The organism is Ligilactobacillus acidipiscis DSM 15836 (genome assembly GCF_001435755.1).
GTDB classification, from domain to species: Bacteria; Bacillota; Bacilli; order Lactobacillales; family Lactobacillaceae; genus Ligilactobacillus; species Ligilactobacillus acidipiscis.
On sequence record NZ_AZFI01000010.1, the window covers coordinates 1 to 22,911 of the forward strand.

The window sequence follows — 22,911 nt, forward strand, 5'->3', positions numbered from 1 at the left end:
ACGAACTAGCACCACGCGTATAATTACATATTAAGAAGTTTTGGAGTAAGACCTTAGGGTCAGTTAGTTGAGGCCTTAGATAAACAGTGGTTCCGTACATAAATGTGATTTGGGAACATTGTCCAAATTTATAAGGCCTTTTTTAGGGGAAAGTAAGAGGAGCGTATGGTAATTTCATGCGACTCCCCTTATTTTTAGTTAAAGTTATTTATTTTTGAATGAAAAGAAACGAGCAAAGATTTTAATAAGTGCCAGTCTTGTGCTGTTGGCGGACAATTCCAGGTGATTTGTTCGGTTTTGATCCCTGGATAGAATTTGTCTGAAATAAAAAGATCTGTTTTCTTGGTGATTTTTGGATCAATGACGATATTGGACCCTGTAAGTTTGACTAATTTTTTTTGAATAAAACGGTTATAAATATTTCCGACTGAAAAATCAGCAACTATATGGACCTGATCGTCCAAGACACTTTCAGGAAGTTCACTAAAAATCAGTACTGTATACTGATAAAAAAGTTGTCGCAATGATTGCAATGACAAAGATGGGGCGCCGACTTTTTGGCGGATACGAATGAAGCTTTTAGCTAAACTACAGATCACTGGATATGAATTCATAAACCGAGCAATAGCTTCTTGTTCGAGGTAGGTATTGATAAAGAAAAAAGGAGACAGAGTTTGTGTATTTAACTTGGTTAATCTTTCAGTAAAGATAGGGAACTTGTGGCGACAGTCTAAAACGGCCAGATTTGTTTCGACGCTTTTTAACTGTTGATTTGTTACTTTATTTATTTCATCTTTACGTTTGAGCAGGGGTTGCTTTGTTAAAGGCGAAGCATTATAAGTCATGATATAAGCGTTAAAAAATAACGCCTCATGATAAGCTTGCTCTTCAGTTAATCCCAAATTTTTGCTCAGATAGTCTTTCGTGCGTGCAAAATAACTGTTGGATGGTCTTGTCAGTAAATCATCTTCGCTACCCAAAATCATTTGTTTATTTTTGATCCTTAAAAGTTGAATAGCTAGGAAATAAGAAAGTTGTCTTTTTTCGGCATAAGTGGGTTCAAGCTGCCAATTAAGGATCAGAAAATTTAACATATCATGGACTTTTTTGCTGGATCCTTTTAGGGGAAACTGTTCATTGCCAAAAAAGAAAAATGTGATATGCTGCAATAATGCACGGTATTCGATCTCGTTATTCATTTTTTGATCGGGAAATTCTTGCTTAAGATCATAGAACATTTTTTTCTTGCTGCGGTAATAAGTTGATTGGCTGATACCGGCTTTTTTTAAAAAACTTTCACGTGAACCGCCCATTCCTAAAGCATCGTTTAAGAAGATCTTGATATTTAGCGAATTTTTGGCAAGCAACATGGTTAATAGTACGATCGTTTGAGTTGTGACATTATTTAAAGTTAACCCGCGACTTTTTTCAAAACTAAAGGAAAACTGTTCATTATTGTCACTGATCGTTGACAGTTGTTTGCAGGCGATGTTTGTTTGATAAGCACTGATGGTCAATTCTTTTTTTAATTTAAGTAATGAGATATTAGTGATATTATTTTGAAAAAAGTATTGGACTATGTCGATAAGTAATTGCTCATTTTCGTCAAATAGACAATAAAACCCCTTTGCCACGCGATCAACCCCTTTTGATGTTTATAACAAACTAAGGTCATTATAAAATACTTAGCTATTAAAAGCATGCGATTTGCAAGGGGAGATCGGCTTAGTGATCGAAGTCGAGGTTTTGGTGATTTAATTTGGGAAAAATGATTTTATCACTTAAACCAACAAAATAACCCTGGAATAAAAACGAAAAGACAGTACCAATATTGATTGCCCAAACATTTTGGTTACCGAATGCACATAAGATGATCAGTGTGATCGGGATCAAAAAAGACGTCGTCTGAGCAATAGCAGCATTACCATGGAAAAATTTGAAACGAATGATCTGCATAAAATCGTCATTTGGATGCAAAATCAGATTAACCCGCTGATAAATTGAAATGCCGGCAGCGATACATAAAATACCACATAGATCTAAAATGATTTTGAGAGGTAACGGTAAAGAATTTAAACTAGTCTTTGAGAGTAGACTTGTCAGCATCCCAACTAAATAGCTAAAGGGAAGCATGAAAACAAAATTACCAAAAATCCGTCGAAAATCAAATTTGCGAATGATCAAAGCATTAGACAAAACAACAGCGACACCTTCCCAAAATAAAACTCCTGTTAAACTATAATTAAAGAAATGAGACAAGTTGACCGAAGAGGCAGTCCACAATGCGCTGCCTAAATTTAGCGAGACAGTTAAGGCATTACCAAAAGAATTAATGATAATCGAAACAATTAAGAAAAAAATATCTCCACTGACTGTCAGTGAGCCATTTTTATGAAACATAGTATGTAAGAACTCCTTAAAGATAAAATAGATGTTTTTAGTTCAAATAAGACTATAAGTGCCTATAGTTGATATTGTAAGACAAAATCCCTACTCAGGGAAAATCGTATTTTTTGTATATTTCAAAACGTAATTTATGGATTTTCTTAAGATGAGGGGGTGTTTGTTATAATCCCTTGAAAAAAGCGGTCACAAATGCTATTTTACAGTTAAGAAGAGGTGTAGTTGTTCCAGTAAATTAGTAAATTGTGGTTCTATATTTGAGTCTTTCAAAGCTGTTTGCCGAACTATAAAGGGAAGATGATTTTATTATGATTATTTTGGAGTTTAAGGTTCCTTCACCAAAAGATATCTATAATGAAGCCAAGAAAAAACTTAATGAGCAAAAGAAGAAGAAAAAAACTAAGGAAAAAGGTCCGATCGCTGTTCCAGTTTAGAACGCTATTGCTTGTCAAAATCATTAAATTTGAATATCGGTAGTAATGGCACTATTCTAGTCATGGATGGTGCTATTATTTTTGACAAAATTAGACGATATTAGTTATATTGAAAAAGATTTTAGAAATGGTGGTGTATTTTGATGGATCAAACATGGATCGCTCAATTACCTTTAAGTGAGATCAGCCAGATACAGCCAATTGCTGGTGGAGATGTAAATTTGGCTTATCGGGTTGATACAGCAAAAGGTCCGTATTTTTTGTTAGTACAAAAGGGACGCGCAGCTGACTTTTATGCTGGAGAAATAGCGGGTTTAAAGGCGCTATCAGCTGCCGATGTCAAAGCACCGCGAGTGATAGCTAATGGGCAGATCGACGGTGATGCCTACTTATTGCTTAATTATCTCGTGCAGGGGCATCGTGGCAGTCAAGCTCAGTTAGGTCGCTTAGTTGCTAAAATGCATCGATACTATAGCCCTAATCAGAAATATGGTTTTTCTGAAGCTTATCAGGGAGCAAGTATGACTTTTGAAAATAAGTGGACTGACACTTGGAGTGAACTTTTTGTTGAACAAAGGATGGATCAACTAAGAGATGCTTTAGTCGGCAAACATTTGTGGACTAACTCAGCTCTTAAAAAGTATGAGCAGGTTCGTTCCATTATTGTGTATTCTTTGGCTCAACATAAAAGTAAACCAAGCTTATTGCACGGTGATTTCTGGGGTGGCAACCATATGTTTTTAGAGGATGGCCAACCAGCTTTGATCGATCCTTCTGCTTTTTATGGAGACCGTGAGTTTGATATTGGTTGTAGTTTAGTGTTTGGCGCGTATGACCAAGAATTTTATTCGGCCTATCAAGAAGCTTATCCGATGGCTGCAGGGTATGAGAAACGTTTGAACTTCTATAGTTTATATTTGCTGATGATCCATTTAGAAAAATTCGGTGGAATGTATGCTTCAGCAGTGAATAATACAATGGAACGTATCATTGCTGAATCTTAGTTGGGGTGTGGACAGTAGTCAAGCTATTTTAGCAAATTTGAATGTTTTAGTTTCGACATTTTCAGTTTTGCAATGTATAATGAAGATGTACTGGAAATGAATTAACCGGTATAAATTTATTCGCGTCAAATTTGATGTTTAGTAATGCACACAGAAGTTCCCAGCCGGTTACTGGGAACTTATTTTTTTAACAGATAGTGCTTATCGGTGTTAATAATATTTCATAAAAAATGATAAATAAAATGCGAAAAGAGGGAAAACAATGGACGGGAAAGAAAGAAAAACATCCAAGAAAAGCGAAGCTGAGAAATGGTCTGCTTCTTGGTTTTTTAATTGGGTGATCAATAGTCGTTTTGCCATTGCGATATTGGTTATTTTATTAATATCTTTGATTATACTGGTCTTGAGTAAAATGCGGTGGATTTTTAGCCCACTGACTATCGTTTTAAATACCATAGCATTACCAGTTATTATTGCCGGAGTTTTCTATTATATACTAAACCCTTTAGTGGATTGGGCTGAAAAAAAATATCATATCAAACGTTCTTTGATAGTGACGATAGTTTTCATTGTTTTGGCATTATTCATTGCTTGGGGGATAGGATCATTGATCCCAGTTGTTCAAAGTCAAACACAAGATTTGTTGGCCAATTGGCCAGATTACTGGTCTAAATTGGGAAATTTTGTTGTTGGTCTTTTTTCGGCAGATGGTTTAAAAGATCTGCAAAATGAATTGAGTACGGTTAATACAGACTTGGGAGAAATTTTTAAACCTAGTAAGGCAGTTAACTTTTTGCCTAAGTCGCTGAATTCGATCGGCAGTATTTTATCACGCGTTACTTCAGTAATTATTTCTATTGTGACCGCCCCACTGATTTTATTTTATTTACTAAAAGATGGTCATGACCTGCCCGATTATTTAGTGGGTTTTTTACCAAACCGTTATCGTTTGAGCGTGAAAGATATTTTTAAAAATATGAATAGCCAGTTAAGTAATTATATCCGTGGCCAATTAGGTGTGGCATTTTTCGTGGCTGTTTTGTTTTGGATCGGCTACATGATCATCGGCTTGAGATTTGCATTATTATTAGGGATAATTGCCGGACTGTTGAATCTGATCCCATATCTGGGTTCATTTTTGGCCATGGTGCCCGCCATCGCCGTAGGTTTGTTTACATCGCCATTTATGTTAGTCAAGGTATTGATCGTTTTTGTGATCGAACAAACCCTAGAGGGACGGTTAATTTCACCGTTGATTTTAGGTAATAGTATGAAGTTCCATCCTTTAACAGTTTTGTTTGTATTACTTGTTTCTGGTAAAATTTTTGGTTTGGTTGGGGTTATTCTTGGTGTTCCAGGTTATGCTGTGATCAAAGTAGTGGTTTCGACATACTTTGACTGGTTTAAGCGCAGCCATCCGGATCTTTACGTTACAGAACATACAAGCTTGCATGATATATCATCAGATGAAGAGGAGCAGTAGGCGCTATTCTTGGCGTTCTCTTCAATAAAATACTAGAATGATCAGTGAACATTAATGTCAACATTTTTTGAAAGGAAGGTCATTTAATGAAAGTTTTTGTAATCGGTGCAGGTGGAAATGTCGGCCGTTTGATAGTCGAGCATCTAACAAATGAAGGTGACCAGGTCACTGCGGGTGCACATAGGCAAGAACAAGTTAATAGTTTCCGTGAGCAAAACGTAAAAGCCGAAGTTTTTGATTTATTGAAACAGCCAGAAGAGATGGCAAAACAGCTACGCGGCTACGATGCTATTGTGTTTTCTGCTGGATCCGGCGGTAAAACTGGTGATGATATGACCATGTTGGTTGATCTTGATGGGGCTGTTAAAAGTATGCAGGCCGCAAAAATTGCGGGGGTAAAAAGATTTATTATGATCAGTGCGATTTTTGCAGAAGACCGAACCAAGTGGGTCACTATTAAGCCTTATTATGCTGCTAAGTTTTACGCAGATGAGTGGCTACGTCATCGGACGACTTTGAATTATACAATTTTGGAACCAGGGGCATTAACGTTTGATGATGAAACTGGTAAAGTTGCCACTGATGATTTAGAAAAGGGCGGTTCGATCAGCCGGGCAGACGTCGCGGCCGCAGTTGCTGCTAGTTTGCACGATGATTCTTCTATCGGAAAAGTGATCCCATTGATCAGTGGTGAGACCCCGATCGCGACAGCAATCAAACAAGCTAAATAAAAATGGGTATTAAAAAGAGTCGTAAACTTGAAATGTAACTTCCTTGATTGGGAGTTAGACTTCAAGCACGACTCTTTTTTAGTTTTCGTTAAATTCTTGATCAAAGTTGTTAACAGCATCTACTGAGCCGATAACTGCCAGCATATCCTTGTGATGAATAATGCTCCTAGCATCAGGATAAACATCAACATGATCTTTTTGGATGATGGCGATCACGTTTACATCAAAATTATTTCTTAATGATAACTCACCTAGTGTCCGTTCAGTGTATTCCTTATTATTAACTTCGACTTCAGCTAAAGTCACATCTTCACTGAGATCTAGATAGTCGATAATATGAGGTTGACGATGATGCATTACGATCCTTTTAGCCATATCAGATTCTGGCTGCACGATCTGATCGGCCCCGATCCGCTCTAAGATCCTGGCATGACTCCGATCTTGGGCTTTACAGATCAGATCTTTCACGCCTAAGTCTTTGCAGTTCAGTGCAGATAAGACACTTGCCTGAATATCGGAACCAATCGTAATAAAGACATGGTCAAAGGCTTCAATATTTAGTTTTCTTAGTGCTTCTTCATCTTGTGCATCGGCAATGACAGCCTTGTTAGCAATATTCATGTAGCGATTGACTAGTTTTTCTTTGGTATCTATCGCTAAAATTTCTTGATTTTCGGCGGCTAGCTGCTTGCACAAAGCACCGCCAAATTTTCCCAGACCAATGATCGCATAGTTTTCGTCAGCTCGTGTGACCTGGTTTTTATTTTTAAATTTATCCAATGAGAACACTCTCCTCCGGGTAGCGAATATCACTTTGACCGTTCTTGGCATTTAATACAGTATACATAACGTTGAAAATGCCGACTCTGCCGATAAACATCATCAGCATGATCACAATTTTGCCAAATAGAGTTAGATGAACAGTGAGACCTAAACTGATCCCAGTTGTGCCAAATGCTGCCAAAACTTCAAAGATAATATATTCAAGGCCCATTTTTTCAGCTAGCGGCTGAGTCATACATAAAACAAAAGTAGCAACTGAAACAATCAAAAATGCAACAACTATTAAGGTCAAAGCACGATAGATATTTTCTCTTGGAAAACGACGATTACTGAAGTTTACGTCATGGTGCCCCCGCAAGGTAGCCCATGTCTGAACTGCTAATAAACCGATCGTAGTACTTTTGACACCGCCAGCGGTTGAACCAGGAGTTCCACCAATGAGCATTAAGATCATGGTCAAAAAAGTCCCCGCCATTGAGAGGTGAGTGTAATCAAAAGTTACTAGTCCAGCCGTCCGTGGCGTGATAGCCATAAAGATAATATTAATTATATTATGGAAAGTCGAGGTATTGTGTGAAATATTATTAAAACCGTTTTCTGTCAAAGCATACAAGAAGATACTGCCAATGAAAATTACGAAACCAGTCCTAAGCGATAATTTTGTGTGCAGTGAAAGGTGATGTCGTTTGTGATATGTTAAAACATCCCGCCAGACTAGAAAGCCAACCGAGCCGCACATGATCAATATACCAAGGACAGTTAAAATATAAGTGTTATCTTTAAATGTCGCAATACTGTTGCCAAATAAAGAGAAACCGGCATTACAAAAAGCAGATACCGAGTGAAAAATACTGTACCAGATCCCTTTAAATAGACCGAATTTTGGGTAAAAGTCAAAAAACAATAGTATCGCACCAACGGTTTGGATCCCTAAAGAGAGGCCAACTATCATTTTAACTAATTTAACTTGAGATAAATGTTGGAGGTTTAACGATTCTTGTGCCAACAATTGCGTTGACAAACGCAATTTTCTTCTGGCAGAAGTAAACATTAAAACCATGAAGGTCATGAAACCCAAACCACCAATTTCACTAAGCATCATAATCACGAACTGACCAAAAAAGGACCAATATGTACTAGTTTCGACTAGAGTTAAGCCGGTTACACAGGTTGCACTCGTGGATGTAAAGAGGGCAATTATAAAGGATGATTCAATACCATGCACTGTCGCGATCGGCAATGTTAACAGTAGAGCTCCGAATAAAATGACCGCCACGAAACCAATTGTCAATGTACTAGACAACGAGAAGTGACGGTTGGCAAAAGTAAACAAGAAAAAAACTCCCTTACTAATTCGCTTTGATTATACACTTTTATCATTCATTTTGAAATAACCGAAACACGCTAGAATAAGACCTTCGTAGATCATAGTATGGGACAAGTCAGCTTGCTTGGCAAATGAACTGTTCAACCGCTAAAATAGATCGAAACTGCTCGATTTTTAGCGTGTGATCACTGGTGGTTATTCCAGCAGCATTTTTAGACACATATATTGTATGTTAAACTAATAATATTGGGGGTTTGGACATGACAATAAAAAGAAGTGACAAACTATTAGAGATCGTTAATCAGAAACAAAAAATCGCAGTCAATGAATTGAGCGAAATGTTAAATGTTTCAAAGGTGACGATACGCAAGGATCTTTCGGACTTAGAGAAAAAGGGATTACTTGTCAGAAAACATGGTTATGCTATTATTAACGATCCCACTAAACTGAATTATCGAATGGCTCAAAATTATGATGTTAAACAACAAATTGCACAAGTTGCCGCGAATTTAGTGAGTGATCAGGAAACTATCATGGTAGAATCCGGCTCGACCTGTGCATTGCTGGTCCAAGAGTTAGGTAAGCAGCAAAAACATGTCACAGTGATCACAAATTCTTATTTTATTGCCGATTTTGTTTCAGATCATCCTAATATCACCATTTTTGCTTTAGGCGGTAAATATCAAGCAGAATCTGAAGTTGTGGTCGGACCGATCGCGAAGAATGTCTTAGCAAATTTTCACGTTGATAAACTTTTTATCGGTATGGACGGATTTGACCCGCAACAAGGTTTTTTTGGACGTGATATAATGCGTGCTGATATCGTAGAGGCGATGGCCCAAAATGCCAATAAGCTGATCATATTGAGTGATTCAAGCAAGTTTGGTAAAGCTAGTTTGATAAAGTTGGCCGATTTTGCGCAAACTAAGATGGTCATTACTGATGACGATATTCCAATAAGTGTCAGAAGGATCTTACAAGACAAGAAGATCGATCTCAGAGAAGTCAAGCATCTTTCTTGATCAGTACCTGTGAACGTGGAGGTAATAAAATGTGTGGCCGTTTTATGTTTCAACCGGAAACCAGCCCAGAGATCGATCGGATATATCGCTTAGCACAAAAGGCTGGTTATTTGCCTAAAATTGGGGAAATTTTTCCTAGTGATCAAACAGCTCTGATAGTAGCAGGACAAAAACAAGTCCAAGTAGTTTCAATGAAGTGGGGTTTTCCTGGATTCGATTCAAAGCGACTTTTGATCAATGCTCGTGCAGAAACTGTTCAAACTAAGTCAATGTTTGCCCAACATTTTACAGTAAATCGGTGTGTGTATCCGACTACCGGCTTTTTTGAATGGACAAAACAAAAAGATAAGATTTGGTTTAATTATCAAGAAGAGCCCCAACCATTATACATTGCTGGGTTTTACGGAATGTTTGCTGGTGAAAAAAGGAGTATTTTACTGACTACAAAGCCAAATGAGTCAATGGTCGAGGTTCATGATCGGATGCCATTGATACTGGCAAAGAATCAAATCAATCGGTGGATATATCAGCGAGAATTTGCCCAGAATTTTTTGACAGAAAAAATGCCTCTGTTGACGGCTGAAAAATGGGCGAAATAAAATTAAGATTTTAGTGTAAGCTTGACAAGTATGTCATTATTTTTCATACATATGTTAGTGTTACAAGACTATTGGTTAAATAAGGGAAGGAAAAGAGTTTTTTGAAGAAACAAGGAAAGTTGTTGATCATAGGTATTATTTTGTTTGCGGGGTGTATGCGGACGCCGATCGGGATGGTGTCGCCTCTTTTAAGTAATATCCAGCAAACCTTAGGCGTGCCGGCAGGATTGTTGGGGAGTATTACTACTATCCCATTATTATGTTTTGCATTATTTTCTCCGTTTGTCCCCCAATTAGGGAAAAGGTTTGGAAATGAGTTGATCATGTTTTTTGCAGTTTTGGTTTTAGCACTTGGAAATTATTTTCGGGTATTTTCAACGACTTTCTTATTGATAGGAACGCTACTGATCGGTCTATCCATTGCAGTGCTAAATGTTTTGATGCCCGTCACGATCGCCCAAAAGTACCCGCAACGTGTTGGAGTCATGACTAGTGTTTATACTTTTTCTATGACATTATTTAGCGCCCTGGCTTCGGGACAAAGTGTAGCCTTGGCTGACCATGTCGGCTGGCAAAAGGCGATGCAAAGTGTGTCGATTTTGGCTGTTTTGGGGATGATTTTTTGGCTGCCGGCTTTAAGAAACATTCATAAGTCAAAAACAGGTAAAAGAACAGGAAATTCTGTGTGGAAGGCACGCGGAGCTTGGTATCTCTCAGCTTTTATGGGCTTGCAATCCTTGCTGTTTTATACGACCTTGACCTGGGTCCCAACGATTTTGGTGTCACATGGTATGTCACGAGGACAAGCAAGTCAGTTGTTTGGGTTAATGCAGTTAGCTTCCTTAGTCACTAGCTATTTTGTACCGATCTTGGCTTATCGCTTTAAAAGAACACGCGGCATTATTTTAAGTATGGCAGTGGGCTTTTTAGCGGGCCTCGGGTTGTTAATGATCCCTACTGCTAGTGTCAGTCTAACAATTGTCGTCGTGGTCGTTTTGGGGTTAGCGTCCAATATGGCCTTCAGTTTAGCAATGGCGCTATTTAATATCAAAACAGATACTTCAGAACAAACGGCCGAAATCTCTGGGATGGCACAAGCTGTAGGCTATATTTTGGCAGCGTTCGGCCCAGTAGGTGTAGGTTATTTGCAACAATTAACCGGTTCTTGGAATTTGCCATTGATTTTATTACTGATCGTAGTAGTTATTTTGACTTTGGCTGGATTAGCTGTTGATCGTTCCAGAACTATTTTTGACTAGTTGCGTGTTTTTGCGTGGGTGATTGAATTTAAAATTGATTTTTACCTGAAATAATAACTAGATAAAATTTAAAAAAGCGACGTGTATCAATTAAAGTCATTATGCATTAGGACTTTTAAGATACACGCCGCTTTTTATTTTTACTTGTTTGTAGTGAACAACTTTTTATATTCGCCATAACCAGATTCAGCTAATTTTTCAACTGGAATGAATTTCAGTGCAGCAGAATTGATGCAGTAACGTAAACCGCCAGTTTCACTTGGGCCATCTGGAAAGACGTGACCTAAATGAGAATTAGCTTTCTTGCTGCGAACTTCTGTCCGATGCATGAAATGAGAAAAATCATTCTTTTCAGAAACATTTCTTTTTTCCAGAGTTTTGGTAAATGAAGGCCAACCGCAGCCTGCATCGTATTTGTCTTGAGAAGAAAATAACGGTTCGCCGCTAACAACATCAACATAAATGCCTTCTTCATAAAAATCATCATATTTACCAGAAAAAGGCATTTCTGTTGCCGCATTTTGTGTCACATCATATTGTTCTTTAGTTAATTTTGCTTTTAAATCCTCTTTGTTTTCCATGTACCAACACTCCTTACTGTAACATATCCTGACTCAAAACCAGAAATGGTTGTGCACGATTGATTCATTAAAATTATGCTTTATTTATAAGAAAAATGCAAAAATATTGCCTACTGTCTGATTTGTGTCCTACATTAGTTGACATTTATATAGTCGTGTATTAGTGTAGTGATACACTGAATTGTTTATTACATTCTTTTAAAAGTCGAGTTTCGTGAGACAGAAAGTTCCGCCTATCCCGGTCTGACATTACAGCACAAGAACCGTGCTCTAACGCCAGACCCCGATAGTGCTCGCTTTCTTTCGTCTCACTGCACTCTGTGATTTAGTCGAGTTTCGTGAGACAGAAAGTTCCACCTATCTCAGTCTGACAATACAGCACAAGGAACGTGCTCTAACACCAGATTCCGATAGAGTGTTTGCTTTCTTTTGTCTCACTGCACTCTGTTTAAAAAAGGAGGAGTGTCTGGTGAAATTTACTGATGATGTACCTATATATCGTCAAATAGAACAGTATATTGCTGGAGAAATCATTAGCGGACGTTTTCACTCAGGCCAACAGGTCCCCTCTGTCCGTCAGTTAGCACTCCAATTTTCGGTCAATACTAATACTGTACAGAGAGCTTTAAGAGAGATGATCATCAAAAATATTCTTGAATCTCGTCGGGGACTTGGCAACTTTGTTACGTCTGATCCAACTATTATTGAAGATCTGCGGCAGAATCTGATCAACAAAAGTCTATTAGCAATGTATAAACAATTGCATGCTTTGAATATCAGCGATGTCGAGATCAAAGGGTGTTTAGATGATTTTCTGGAAAAAAGGAGAAGTGAAGATGGAAAACACGATCGAACTGAAAAATGTCTCTTATAAGCGAAATCAGCGGGTAATCCTGGCAAATATCAATTTAGAAGTAGAAAAGGGAACAACTATCGGCTTACTTGGTGAAAACGGTGCTGGTAAAACTACTTTGATGCGTAGCATTGCTGGAGTTGCTAAGGGTGCAAGAGGCGTTATTAAAATTAAAGACGAGACTGGTATAGTTGAGCGTAAAGCACTGGTTAGTTATACAGATTCTTTGGATGGTTTTTCTAAGGGAAGCAAGATCACAGATATTGTTGACTTCTATTCCCAAGTCTATCCTGATTTTAGTACTAATGAATATCGTGAACTCAGCGATTTTTTGGATTTCGGCAGTGATCAGCAAAAACTTGGTGAGTTATCCAAAGGGATGAAAGAAAAGTTAGTTATTAGTTTAACTTTGGCTCGGCGTGCGTCTGTTTATCTATTAGATGAACCATTTGAAGGTATAGACAGTATGACACGTAAGAAAATAGTTAATAGCTTGATTCAATGGAAAGCCCCTGATGCCGTGATGATGATCAGTGATCATTATATTTCTGAGATTTCTGGTTTATTGGATGAAGTAGCGATCATCAAGGATGACCACTTGATCGCTCATGAGAAGACTGAAAAAATCAGGGAGCAAGGAGTCAGCATAGAAGATTATTATGAAGGATTATACGACGAGGAGGTAACAACTAATGACGAGTCTCAGAAGAATGAGTAGAGTTTTGCTTACCGACAAGATAAAGACTGTTGGTTGGATCATATCTTTTTACTTAATAGTTGTGGTAGTTTCATTGCTTCCTGATGTTTTTAGTGGGAATTTGTTTACCAAACAATGGAGTTCCTTATTATTACAGCATTCAATGGGGTGGTCTGGCTTAGCAACACTGCTGGCATTTATCTTTCTGACCTGGACTAGTGAGAAAGTATACACTTCGAATAGGTATCGTCTGATACCGATCAGTGACACTAAACTGTATCTAAGTAATACTTTCAGTTCGCTGATTGCTTTTATTCTAGTATCATTAGTGCAGTTGATTTTTGTTTTAATTTATTATTTGTTCAATATGAAACAGATAAGCGCGATGTTAAGTACTAGTTTCGCTGGTGTTGAATCTCGCCTATGGCTTTTTTTACTAGCACTGGTCTTAGCTTCATTGGCAGGGATCTTGTTTTGGTGGGCCATGATCAGTTTGATCCACTTATTAACAACGGCAATTTCTCGTGCGTTACCGTCAAATCATCAAACACTGTATAAAGCAATAATCTATATAGTCCTGATCTATATAGCAATTTGGATGTTTACTAAACTGCAAGGGTGGCTCTCACAGCTCTCTTATTTGCAATATATGCTTTATTCTTCAAGCGTGTATACTGGTCCGATGTGGACAGCTTTAATAATGTTTGTTTTAGCCGTCATACTTTCGATCTGCAATATTTTATTACTAAACAAGCAGGTTGAAAGTAAACAATAGAAATGAATTAAAGCCATTATCTTAAAAAAGGTGATGGCTTTTTTTGACCCTAGTTTTAATGTGTGTTTTAAAATTAGTTAATAAGCGGTCGGTTCCTAAATTGGAACGTATCATTAAATATACTGGTATTTATAATAGATAATTTTGGTTAGACCACCACGGTGAATGGTTGAAAAACATTCGCCTTTTATCTCTATATAGATATATTTCAAAATTTAGAAGTATTTATTGCAATAAAAAGCGAACTTTATTTGCTATTTTTACAAAAATATATTGCTTTTAAAATTTAAAAAGGTATACTTGTTTTAGGAAAGAGCAATAAAACATTTTTGAGGGGTGCACATAATGAATAAAAAAGCGACCGCGCTTTTAGCTGCAACGTTGATGTTGGGAACAATTTTAGTTGGCTGTGGAAACAAAAACTCGGATTCTTCTAAAGGTACAAAACATACAGTTGCATTAGTAACTGACGGTGGTGGTATTGATGACAAGTCATTCAACCAATCTGCATGGGAAGGTATGAAAGCATGGGGAGATCAGCATGACTTGAAGAAGGGTGTTAATGGTTATAATTACGCTCAATCTAATTCAGATTCTGATTTCACGCCTAATGTGAATAAACTGGTTAAAGCTAAGTATCAAACGATTTTTGGCATTGGTTATAAGTTAGCACCCGTTATTGAAAAAACTTCTAAGCAAAATCCAGATACAAACTTTGCAATTATTGACGATGTAGTTAAGGGACGTAAGAATGTTGCTTCTGTGACATTTAAGACTGAACAGTCTTCATTCTTAGCTGGTGTAGCCGCTGCTAAGACAACAAAGACCAATAAAGTTGGTTTTGTTGGTGGTATTAAGAGTGATGTTATTACAACATTTGAAAAGGGATATATTCAAGGGGTACACGCAGTTGACCCTAAGATCAAAGTTGATGTGAAATATGTTGGCTCATTTACTAAAGCTGATGTTGGTAATTCGTTAGCAAGTGCAATGTACAATAACGGTGAAGATGTTATCTTCCACGCAGCTGGCGGTTCCGGTTCCGGAGTATTTACGGCGGCTAAAGATAAGTCTAAGAATGGTCAAAAGGTTTGGGTCATCGGTGTTGATCAAGATCAAAAGGCCGATGGTAAGTACAAAGGCGGCAATGTTACTTTAGCTTCAGCGGTCAAGGAAGTTGGAAATTCTGTTAAGAATTTGTCAAACAAAGCAATGAAGGGTAAGTTCCCTGGCGGAAAAGTTGTTACTTACCAGTTGAAAGACAAAGGTGTCGATTTGATCGATGATAATATGTCTTCCGCAACTAAAGACGCCGTTCAACAATACAAAGATAAGATCATTAATGGAGATATCAAGGTTAAAGCCGAATAATTACACTGAACTTCTCGTTTAGAAAATATTCTTCGCGCTACACTAATATTAAGACACTTTATCAACTTACGTCAGCGTAAGAGGTGGAGAATCGGGTTACCGATCCTTCACCTTTTTTCTAGATTAGCGAGTTGTATAAAAAGGTAAGGCATTCTTTGCGTTGAGGCTAACAAGAGGCTTTGTCTATCTAGCTGCAACAGCACAAGTATTATGTGTTGTTAAAAAACGATATACTTGCTTCTGACCTGCTTGCCCTTGCGCTGTGATTTAACTTGAGTTCCGTGAGACAGAAAATGCCATCTTCTAAGTTCGACATTATAGCACTAAAATCGCACGCTATAACGCTAGGCTCAGATAATGTTCGCTTTCTTTCATCTCACTGTGCTCTGTCATTAAAATAGGAGGCTGACAATGACAGAAAAATTCGTTGAAATGAGACATATTACCAAGAAATTTGGTCAATTTAAAGCAAATGATGACATTTCATTAAGTGTTCATAAGGGAGAAATATTAGCTTTATTAGGTGAAAATGGGGCTGGAAAATCAACCTTAATGGGGATGTTGTCAGGATTATTAGAAACAACTTCAGGTGAGATACTAATCAATGGTAAAGAAGTAAAAATGAAAAACCCACGTGAGGCTAAGGATTATGGCATTGGAATGGTGCATCAACATTTTATGCTGATCCCTGCTTTTACGGTACTGGAAAATATTATTCTGGGTGATGAACCTATCAAGCGTGGCGGGCGAATTGATTATTCCGGTGCTGAAAAAAGGATCAAGGAACTTTCTGCACGTTACCAATTGGATATTGATATTCACGCTAAAGTTCTTGATATTACAGTTGGAATGCAGCAAAGAGTTGAGATTATGAAGGCTTTATATCGAGAAGCTAACATTTTTATATTTGATGAACCAACGGCAGCTCTTACACCTCAGGAAATCGACCAGTTGATGAAAATTTTCCGTGCTTTGGCGGATGAGGGAAAATCTATCATTTTTATTACACATAAATTAAAAGAAATTAAAGAAACAGCTGATCGTTGTGTTGTTATCAGAAATGGACGAGTAATTGATACCGTTGAAGTAAAAGACGCTACTGAAGAACATTTGGCAGAAATGATGGTTGGACGAAAGTTGCGTAATTCCGTTGAAAAAAAACAAGTCGATCAAGATAAACTTGTTTTGGATGTTAAAAAGCTGAATGTTGAAAAAAATGGCTGGCTAGGAGTTAAAAACTTAGACATTCAGGTCCACACTGGGGAAATCGTTGGAGTTGCGGGAATTGACGGCAACGGGCAAACGGAGTTGATCGAAGCAATTACTGGCATGCGAAAAATTAAATCCGGTTCAATTGAAATTAAAGGGAAGCATTACGAAAATAAGCCAGTCCGCCAAATCACGGAGGCAGGCGTTGGCTATATTCCGGAAGACCGGCAAACCGTGGGATTGATCTTGCCGCTAACTCTAGCAGAAAATCTTTCCCTAAAAAATTACTATCAGAAGCCGGCAAATAAGTCGGGAGTCTTGAATTATCAGTACATCAATGAACATGGGCGACAGTTGATCAGTGACTATGATATTCGTTCACAAAATGAACAAGTTGCTGTTGGTTCTTTATCTGGAGGAAATCAACAAAAGGTTGTTGTTGCACGCGAACTAGCGAGTGATCCAGATTTATTGATCGCTGCTAATCCTACTCGTGGCGTTGACGTTGGTGCAATCGAGTATATTCATGAAATGATCAATAACGAGCGTAACTCTGGTAAAGCAGTATTACTGGTTAGTTTTGAATTAGACGAGATTTTGAAGCTGTCTGATCGAATCGTGGTAATGCATGCAGGAGAAATTGTGGGCGAGATCGATCCTAAGGATACTTCTGCCCAAGAACTAGGTTTAATGATGGCTGGTAAAAAAGTTCAAGCAAATACACAGGAGGCAGTGAAGTGAAACTAAAAGTTAAATCATCATGGGTGATACCTTTAGTAGCAATTATTTCTGGCTTTATAGTGGGCGCGATCATAATGCTGATTTTCGGCTATGATCCGATTCAAAATTACGCTAGTTTATTTGATGGTGCTTTTGGAGGTGTTTATTCAGTCGGAGAAACTTTAAGAAACATGACTCCTCTGATTTTGACTGCACTAGGTTTTTCGGTTGCTAGTAAGGCGGGGTTCTTTAATATTGGCGGTTCTGGTCAGTATTTGATGGGATGGTTTGGAGCAATTATTGTCGCTTTAAAGTTTTCTTTTCTTCCAGGATGGCTATTAATAATCGTGTCAATTTTAGCAGGTGCTTTGTTGGGCGGATTATGGTCAGCGATAGCAGGTGTTTTACGTGCTTATTTTGGAACAAGTGAAGTTATCACGACTATCATGTTAAATTATGTTTCGCTTTATTTTGTCAATTTTGCTGTTAAAGATTGGTTGGCAGGTAAGGGAGAAGACAGCTCGCCTAATATTGCAGCTAAAGCCAGCTTGCGTGGCAATTTTCTTGAAAATTTAACGGCAAATTCTACTTTGCACTGGGGCTTTTTGATCGCAATTATAATTTGTTTTGTGATTTGGTTTTATTTCAATCGTATGAAGAGCGGTTTTGAATTGCGCAGCGTGGGTATCAACGAGGAAGCTTCTAAATATGCCGGAATGAATGTTAAAAAGACGATTATCATGTCAATGTTGATTTCAGGATTGTTGGCGGGCCTTGGTGGTGCTTTGGATGGCTTGGGGAACTTTCAGAATATCTCCGTTTCAAATGCATTGCCGCAAGTCGGTTATGATGGGATGGCGGTTGCTTTATTAGTTAACTATAGTCCGATCGGAATTATTCTTTCTGCCTTGCTTTTCTCTGCTTTGCAGATCGGCGGTATGAGTATTTCCGTTTACTCTAATACACCAACAGAAATTGTTAGCATCGTTACAGCGGCGATTATTTTCTTTGTCGCTATTAAATATGTGATCGAATTATTATTGAACAAAAGAAAAAATAAGCCACAAAAAAAAGAAGCAGTTAAAGAAGAGGGGGCTGGCAAATAATGAACTTAACCACTACATTGATGACCATCTTATCTACGACTTTGGTCTATGCAGCACCACTGATTTTTACTGCTTTAGGAGGTACTTTTTCAGAGCGAAGCGGAATAGTTAATGTTGGGTTGGAAGGTATGATGATCGTTGGAGCCTTTAGCTCTAGTGTCTTTACGCTGAATTTTGCGCATACTTTTGGTGATGCAACTCCATGGATCTCTTTACTGGTTGGTGGTGCTTTTGGCTGTTTATTTTCAGCTTTGCATGCAGTCGCAACTGTCAGTTTTAGAGCTGATCACATTATTTCGGGAACGGTTTTAAATATGATGGCTCCAGCATTATGCGTTTTCTTGACACGGATATTTTATGATGGCAAAGGTCAAACGCCTGAAATAGATCAAGGTTTAGGGACAAAAACAATTCCATTTTTGGTAAATATCCCGTTTTTTGGTAAAGTCTTTTTTACTCAGACATCGTTAGTAGCTTGGTTCGCTATTATCGTAGCTGTGATTTGTTGGTATATTTTATATCGCACAGGCTTTGGTCTACGTTTGCGTTCTGTAGGCGAAAACCCAGCTGCCGCAGATACTTTAGGAATTAATGTTTACAAATATCGGTATATTGGGGTCTTGATCTCTGGATTTCTGGGTGGCCTCGGTGGAGCAGTTATGGCTCAATCGATCACACTTAGCTTTTCGATCAGTACCATCTCTGGCCAAGGTTTTATGGCTCTGGCAGCAATGATCTTTGGTAAATGGAATCCGCTTGGCGCGATGGGAGCAGCAGTTTTCTTCGGCTTAGCTCAAAGTTTACCGATCATTGGTGCATACATTCCAGGACTAGCAGGAGTTAACTCAGTTTGGTTCCAGATTGCTCCATATTTGATCACTATCATTGTTTTGGTCTTGTTCTTAGGAAAGTCAGTTGGTCCTGCAGCTGACGGGGAGAATTACATTAAGAGTAAATAACGCTGTATTTGTAGAAGTAGTTCGATAGTAAGTTTTATTGCTATAGTCAAACAATAATAACCGAGCAGTCAAGATCAGCAACCTTGACTGCTCTTTTTTCTTTTAAAGCTGCAAACTTTCGGTTAGAATTAACTTGAGATATGTGTATTCGATAAAAACGGAGGAATCAGAATGGAAAATGAGAGGAAGTTTGTTAATAATAAGAAAGGGTTAGGAACTGGCTGGATCGTAACGATCATCATTGCTTTATTATTGCTGATCTTTGGTGGAGGGTACATTCATTATTCAAATAGTTTAAATAGTGCCAAGCAAGATTATGAACAACAACAAGGTGACTTGCAAAGTGCTTTGCAGCGGCGTTCAGACTTGGTGCCGAACTTGGTTAACAGTGTTAAGGGTTCGATGGGACAAGAAAAAAAGGTCTTTGGCCAGATCGCACAGGCTCGTAAAGAATATAACACTGCTGCAAAATCAGGCAATACTAAGGACCAAGCAAATGCCAGTGCACAGCTTTCAGCGACGACTGCGAATTTGATCAATGTGATCAACGAGCGTTATCCTAAACTGACATCTAATGATAATGTCAGAAGGTTAATGGATCAATTAGAAGGCTCGGAAAATCGAATCAATTTAGCACGCAGAAAATATAATGATGCTATTAAAATTTATAATAATAAAGTCGTTCGTTTTCCATCATCAATGGTAGCTAATATGAAGAACATGAAGACTAAGTCATACTTTAAGGCGGATGAGAATGCGCAAAAAGCCCCTAAAGTTGACTTTGATAATTAAAGCTGGGATCAGGTATGAAAAGAAAATGTAAATTTATCCCTCTAATTTTCCTAGTTATGGTTTGCGGAATATTCTTGGGAAATAATGGGGTGCATGCGGAAGATCCGCAAAAGCTGCGACCAGATCCACAGCACGCAGTTTTGACGGATAAAGCGGGTATTTTGACACAAAAGACCCAAGACTTAGTCTTAAAACAAGAGGATTATTATCAATCTACCAAACCTAAACCCCAAGTTGCTTTAGTTACGATCAAGTCAAGTCAAGGTGAAGAGTTAAATGATTATATCAATGACATGTATCTGACAAAAAAGTGGGATGTGGGTGATGCTAAGCGCGATAATGGTGTCTTGATAGTCTTTGCAAAAAATAATGGTAAAAACAATGTTTTTATTTCAACGGGTGAAGGTGCTGAAACTTATTTGACTGACGGTCAAACATCGGATATTTTACATGATAATAAGACATTGCTAAAAAGCCAAGATCAAGCAGAAATAAATCGTGGCCTGCAGCAAACTTTTAAAGCAGTCGTGAAAGTTATTAACGCTCATTATAAGTTAAAAGATCAATTTGGTTCAAAAGACTATCGTGAAAAACAAGACCAAGACAATGATTCTGATGATAAGTACAGTTTTGCTGCGGTAGCAATAATAGTGATCGGCTTTTTCATTTATTTGATCACTGGTTCCGGTGGCGGTCCTGGTTCCGGCGGCAGAAGACGGGCTAGAAGACGCGGTATGTACATTGGCGGCTTTGGCGGAGGCTTCGGCGGCGGATCATCTTCCGGCGGTTTCGGCGGAGGTGGTTTTGGCGGCGGTTCCTCCGGCGGTGGCGGTTCCGGAATTTAAACTTGAATGATCGCTTCTAGAAAGTGGTACACTGATATGTAGATTAAACTAGGGGAGTGTTAGCTGGTGTCTTTAACGAACCGAACGCCTGAAAAAGAAGTGGAAGATTTATTCGATAGGATTTCTAATAAATATGATTCTATGAATAATGTGATCACATTGGGCATGCATAAACGTTGGCGGGAAGAAACAATGAAGACCTTACGTGTTCAACCAGAAGACGTTGTTTTGGATCTCTGTTGCGGGACTGGTGACTGGTCGTTAGATCTTGCTCACAAAGTTGGTCCAAAGGGGCATGTTTATGCGCTAGACTTTAGTGCAGACATGCTTGAGATCGCCAAGCAAAAGGTTAGGATCGCTGGAATGGAGGATCGTGTGACCTTGATTCAAGGTGATGCGATGAATCTGCCTTTTGATAATGACATGTTTAGTTGTGTTACGATCGGATTTGGGTTGCGTAATGTGCCTAATGCCAAGCAAGTATTACAAGAAATGCAACGTGTAGTTCGACCCGAAGGTGTAGTGGCTTGTTTAGAGACATCACAGCCTGAAAATTCAACAATTCATAAGTTTTGGAGTTTGTATTTTAAAGTAGTTCCAGTAATGGCTAAAATGGTTACAGATCATTATGATGATTACAATTATTTGCAACAAACAAGTAAAAATTTCTTAACTGCTCGCGAACTTTTACATTTGTTTAATGAAGTTGGTTTACAACCAGCATCATATAAAATGTTTTTCTTTGGTGCGGCTGCACTGCATATTGGTTTCAAGAAGTAAAGTCGTAGTGGGCACACAAAATTTGACTAGCAGATGAAATTACTTGTTCTTTTTAAAAAATCAATTATTTTTGTTATAATCAGACATGAAAGCATGGAAGTTGAATGCTGACGGATCCATCAATTCAAGGGGGTATTAAGTAATGAAGATAGTAAATGCATCGTTTACAGTTAGACCAGGATGGCAACCATATTATGAACATTTCATTTCAGAAATGGTCGATCGTTCACGCAAGGAAAATGGTAATGTGTCTTATGATCACTTTAAAAAATTAGGTGTTGGTAATGAATATGAGATAATTGAGCATTGGGCTGATGATGATGCCTTACAAGCTCATAAAGATAGTGCTAGCTATAAAGAATTCTGGCGTGGGATCAATCATTACGTTAAGACTGAACCAACAGTAACTGTTTTAGATCACTAAGACGATGGACGGGACGTTTCTAATTATGGAACGTCCCTTCTTTTTCAAAAGGCAGATTTTTAAGGCCGTGCTAAGTAAAAATATTCTTAGGTAAAGCAGTTTTATTAGGGCATAATACTACGTAATTATTGAAATGTTTTCTGGAGGAAATGGTATGGAACGAACTGATTATTATATTGTTATTACCCGCAGCGGTAAAGTAAAAAAAGCTCTTGAAGCAACACGAGCTAATTTGAAAAAAGCACAGCAGTTACTGAAAGAGAGCAATGGACATCTTTCAAGTGGAAACATTGTTATGACCAAAGATGATATTGAACCCAACGGAGAGGGTTTTTTGATCTTGATCAATGGTCAGGTTAAAGACAAGGTAGTTGATTTTGATGAAGCACAAGAAAATGCTCATACTTATCAGACAGCTCTAGAGGCTCTTGATACTTCCAGCAACGTGCAAATTGTTCAGATCAGACGGGATAAATCTGAAAGAAAACCTGTCCGTCTACCATTTGAAGGCCTAGATGAGTTAACTTTGAAGAGATTCCATATGAACCGCAAAAGACAACAAAACTGTGAGTATTGTCATCCATCTTATCCAGCACAGCCATATCAAGGCTTTAATTTCTGCCCTCATTGTGGACGTTATTTACACTAATTTTAGTTACTAGCAAGGAGCATTCGGATGACAAATTGGAAAAGATGGTACAAAGTAGTATTTTTATTCATTTTATTTCACATCATATATTTTGGAGGTCAATTT

General features: G+C 38.1%; 24 protein-coding genes. 19 read left to right on the forward strand and 5 right to left on the reverse strand.

Annotated elements, in window-relative coordinates; genetic code table 11:
• Nucleotides 1-194 precede the first annotated feature (194 nt).
• Nucleotides 195-1,634 carry a hypothetical protein gene (locus tag FC65_RS01680; RefSeq protein ID WP_056971316.1) on the reverse strand — a complete coding sequence of 480 codons (1,440 nt, stop codon included), beginning with the start codon at nt 1,632-1,634 and terminating at the stop codon, nt 195-197.
• Nucleotides 1,635-1,725: 91 nt separating this feature from the next.
• Nucleotides 1,726-2,400 (reverse strand): YczE/YyaS/YitT family protein, encoded by a 675-nt coding sequence (locus FC65_RS01685; RefSeq protein WP_010494843.1) that lies wholly within the window; start codon nt 2,398-2,400, stop codon nt 1,726-1,728.
• Between the two features lie 311 nt (nt 2,401-2,711).
• Here FC65_RS01685 and FC65_RS12735 point away from each other — a divergent pair, with 311 nt between their 5' ends.
• The 4 genes from FC65_RS12735 to FC65_RS01700 all read left to right on the forward strand — a co-directional run bounded on the left by FC65_RS12735 (nt 2,712) and on the right by FC65_RS01700 (nt 6,055).
• The gene (locus FC65_RS12735) at nt 2,712-2,837 is read left to right on the forward strand and encodes a hypothetical protein (protein WP_268869392.1); all 126 of its coding nucleotides are present in this window, start codon (nt 2,712-2,714) and stop codon (nt 2,835-2,837) included.
• Between the two features lie 143 nt (nt 2,838-2,980).
• Nucleotides 2,981-3,841, forward strand: a complete 861-nt coding sequence (locus FC65_RS01690) for a fructosamine kinase family protein (protein WP_056971317.1) — start codon at nt 2,981-2,983, stop codon at nt 3,839-3,841.
• A gap of 262 nt (nt 3,842-4,103) precedes the next feature.
• Nucleotides 4,104-5,324, forward strand: coding sequence for an AI-2E family transporter (locus tag FC65_RS01695; protein WP_056971318.1), 1,221 nt, complete (start codon nt 4,104-4,106; stop codon nt 5,322-5,324).
• Between the two features lie 86 nt (nt 5,325-5,410).
• Nucleotides 5,411-6,055 (forward strand): SDR family oxidoreductase, encoded by a 645-nt coding sequence (locus FC65_RS01700; protein ID WP_010494836.1) that lies wholly within the window; start codon nt 5,411-5,413, stop codon nt 6,053-6,055.
• A gap of 78 nt (nt 6,056-6,133) precedes the next feature.
• Here FC65_RS01700 and FC65_RS01705 read toward each other — a convergent pair whose 3' ends face one another.
• Both FC65_RS01705 and FC65_RS01710 read right to left on the reverse strand, forming a co-directional pair.
• A complete protein-coding gene (locus FC65_RS01705) occupies nt 6,134-6,835 on the reverse strand; it encodes a potassium channel family protein (RefSeq protein WP_056971319.1) in 702 nt (233 codons plus the stop codon).
• Nucleotides 6,828-8,171, reverse strand: a complete 1,344-nt coding sequence (locus tag FC65_RS01710) for a TrkH family potassium uptake protein (protein WP_056971320.1) — start codon at nt 8,169-8,171, stop codon at nt 6,828-6,830. Before FC65_RS01710 ends, FC65_RS01705 begins: the two co-directional genes overlap by 8 nt.
• 254 nt (nt 8,172-8,425) lie before the next feature.
• On the opposite strand from FC65_RS01710, the gene FC65_RS01715 reads away from it, so the two are divergent.
• The 3 genes from FC65_RS01715 to FC65_RS01725 all read left to right on the forward strand — a co-directional run bounded on the left by FC65_RS01715 (nt 8,426) and on the right by FC65_RS01725 (nt 11,045).
• A complete protein-coding gene (locus FC65_RS01715; RefSeq protein ID WP_056971321.1) occupies nt 8,426-9,187 on the forward strand; it encodes a DeoR/GlpR family DNA-binding transcription regulator in 762 nt (253 codons plus the stop codon).
• Nucleotides 9,188-9,216: 29 nt separating this feature from the next.
• A complete protein-coding gene (locus tag FC65_RS01720) occupies nt 9,217-9,786 on the forward strand; it encodes an SOS response-associated peptidase family protein (RefSeq protein ID WP_056971322.1) in 570 nt (189 codons plus the stop codon).
• 101 nt (nt 9,787-9,887) lie between these two features.
• Entirely contained in the window at nt 9,888-11,045 is a 1,158-nt protein-coding gene (locus FC65_RS01725) for a CynX/NimT family MFS transporter (protein WP_056971323.1), read from the forward strand.
• A gap of 140 nt (nt 11,046-11,185) precedes the next feature.
• Here FC65_RS01725 and msrB read toward each other — a convergent pair whose 3' ends face one another.
• Complete coding sequence (gene msrB, locus FC65_RS01730; protein WP_010494826.1) at nt 11,186-11,626, reverse strand: peptide-methionine (R)-S-oxide reductase MsrB; 441 nt, start codon at nt 11,624-11,626, stop codon at nt 11,186-11,188.
• A gap of 469 nt (nt 11,627-12,095) precedes the next feature.
• On the opposite strand from msrB, the gene FC65_RS01735 reads away from it, so the two are divergent.
• The 12 genes from FC65_RS01735 (at nt 12,096) to FC65_RS01790 (ending at nt 22,806) form a co-directional block, all read left to right on the forward strand.
• A complete protein-coding gene (locus tag FC65_RS01735; RefSeq protein ID WP_056971324.1) occupies nt 12,096-12,500 on the forward strand; it encodes a GntR family transcriptional regulator in 405 nt (134 codons plus the stop codon).
• Entirely contained in the window at nt 12,463-13,197 is a 735-nt protein-coding gene (locus tag FC65_RS01740; RefSeq protein WP_056971325.1) for an ATP-binding cassette domain-containing protein, read from the forward strand. The genes FC65_RS01735 and FC65_RS01740 overlap by 38 nt, the downstream gene beginning before the upstream one ends.
• Nucleotides 13,172-13,951: a hypothetical protein gene (locus FC65_RS01745; protein ID WP_235803057.1), complete on the forward strand. Its 780-nt coding sequence runs from the start codon at nt 13,172-13,174 to the stop codon at nt 13,949-13,951. The genes FC65_RS01740 and FC65_RS01745 overlap by 26 nt, the downstream gene beginning before the upstream one ends.
• 345 nt (nt 13,952-14,296) lie before the next feature.
• Nucleotides 14,297-15,322, forward strand: coding sequence for a BMP family lipoprotein (locus FC65_RS01750; protein ID WP_056971327.1), 1,026 nt, complete (start codon nt 14,297-14,299; stop codon nt 15,320-15,322).
• Nucleotides 15,323-15,733: 411 nt separating this feature from the next.
• Complete coding sequence (locus FC65_RS01755; RefSeq protein ID WP_056971328.1) at nt 15,734-17,272, forward strand: ABC transporter ATP-binding protein; 1,539 nt, start codon at nt 15,734-15,736, stop codon at nt 17,270-17,272.
• Nucleotides 17,269-18,357, forward strand: coding sequence for an ABC transporter permease (locus tag FC65_RS01760; RefSeq protein WP_056971329.1), 1,089 nt, complete (start codon nt 17,269-17,271; stop codon nt 18,355-18,357). Before FC65_RS01755 ends, FC65_RS01760 begins: the two co-directional genes overlap by 4 nt.
• A complete protein-coding gene (locus FC65_RS01765; RefSeq protein WP_056971330.1) occupies nt 18,357-19,316 on the forward strand; it encodes an ABC transporter permease in 960 nt (319 codons plus the stop codon). Before FC65_RS01760 ends, FC65_RS01765 begins: the two co-directional genes overlap by 1 nt.
• 171 nt (nt 19,317-19,487) lie before the next feature.
• Nucleotides 19,488-20,108, forward strand: coding sequence for a LemA family protein (locus FC65_RS01770; protein ID WP_056971331.1), 621 nt, complete (start codon nt 19,488-19,490; stop codon nt 20,106-20,108).
• Nucleotides 20,109-20,122: 14 nt separating this feature from the next.
• Nucleotides 20,123-20,953: a TPM domain-containing protein gene (locus tag FC65_RS01775; RefSeq protein ID WP_082618948.1), complete on the forward strand. Its 831-nt coding sequence runs from the start codon at nt 20,123-20,125 to the stop codon at nt 20,951-20,953.
• Between the two features lie 66 nt (nt 20,954-21,019).
• A complete protein-coding gene (locus FC65_RS01780) occupies nt 21,020-21,733 on the forward strand; it encodes a demethylmenaquinone methyltransferase (protein ID WP_010494796.1) in 714 nt (237 codons plus the stop codon).
• Nucleotides 21,734-21,875: 142 nt separating this feature from the next.
• Nucleotides 21,876-22,157, forward strand: a complete 282-nt coding sequence (locus FC65_RS01785) for a putative quinol monooxygenase (RefSeq protein WP_010494795.1) — start codon at nt 21,876-21,878, stop codon at nt 22,155-22,157.
• Between the two features lie 154 nt (nt 22,158-22,311).
• Entirely contained in the window at nt 22,312-22,806 is a 495-nt protein-coding gene (locus FC65_RS01790; RefSeq protein ID WP_056971333.1) for a hypothetical protein, read from the forward strand.
• The last annotated feature ends 105 nt before the right edge of the window (nt 22,807-22,911 follow it).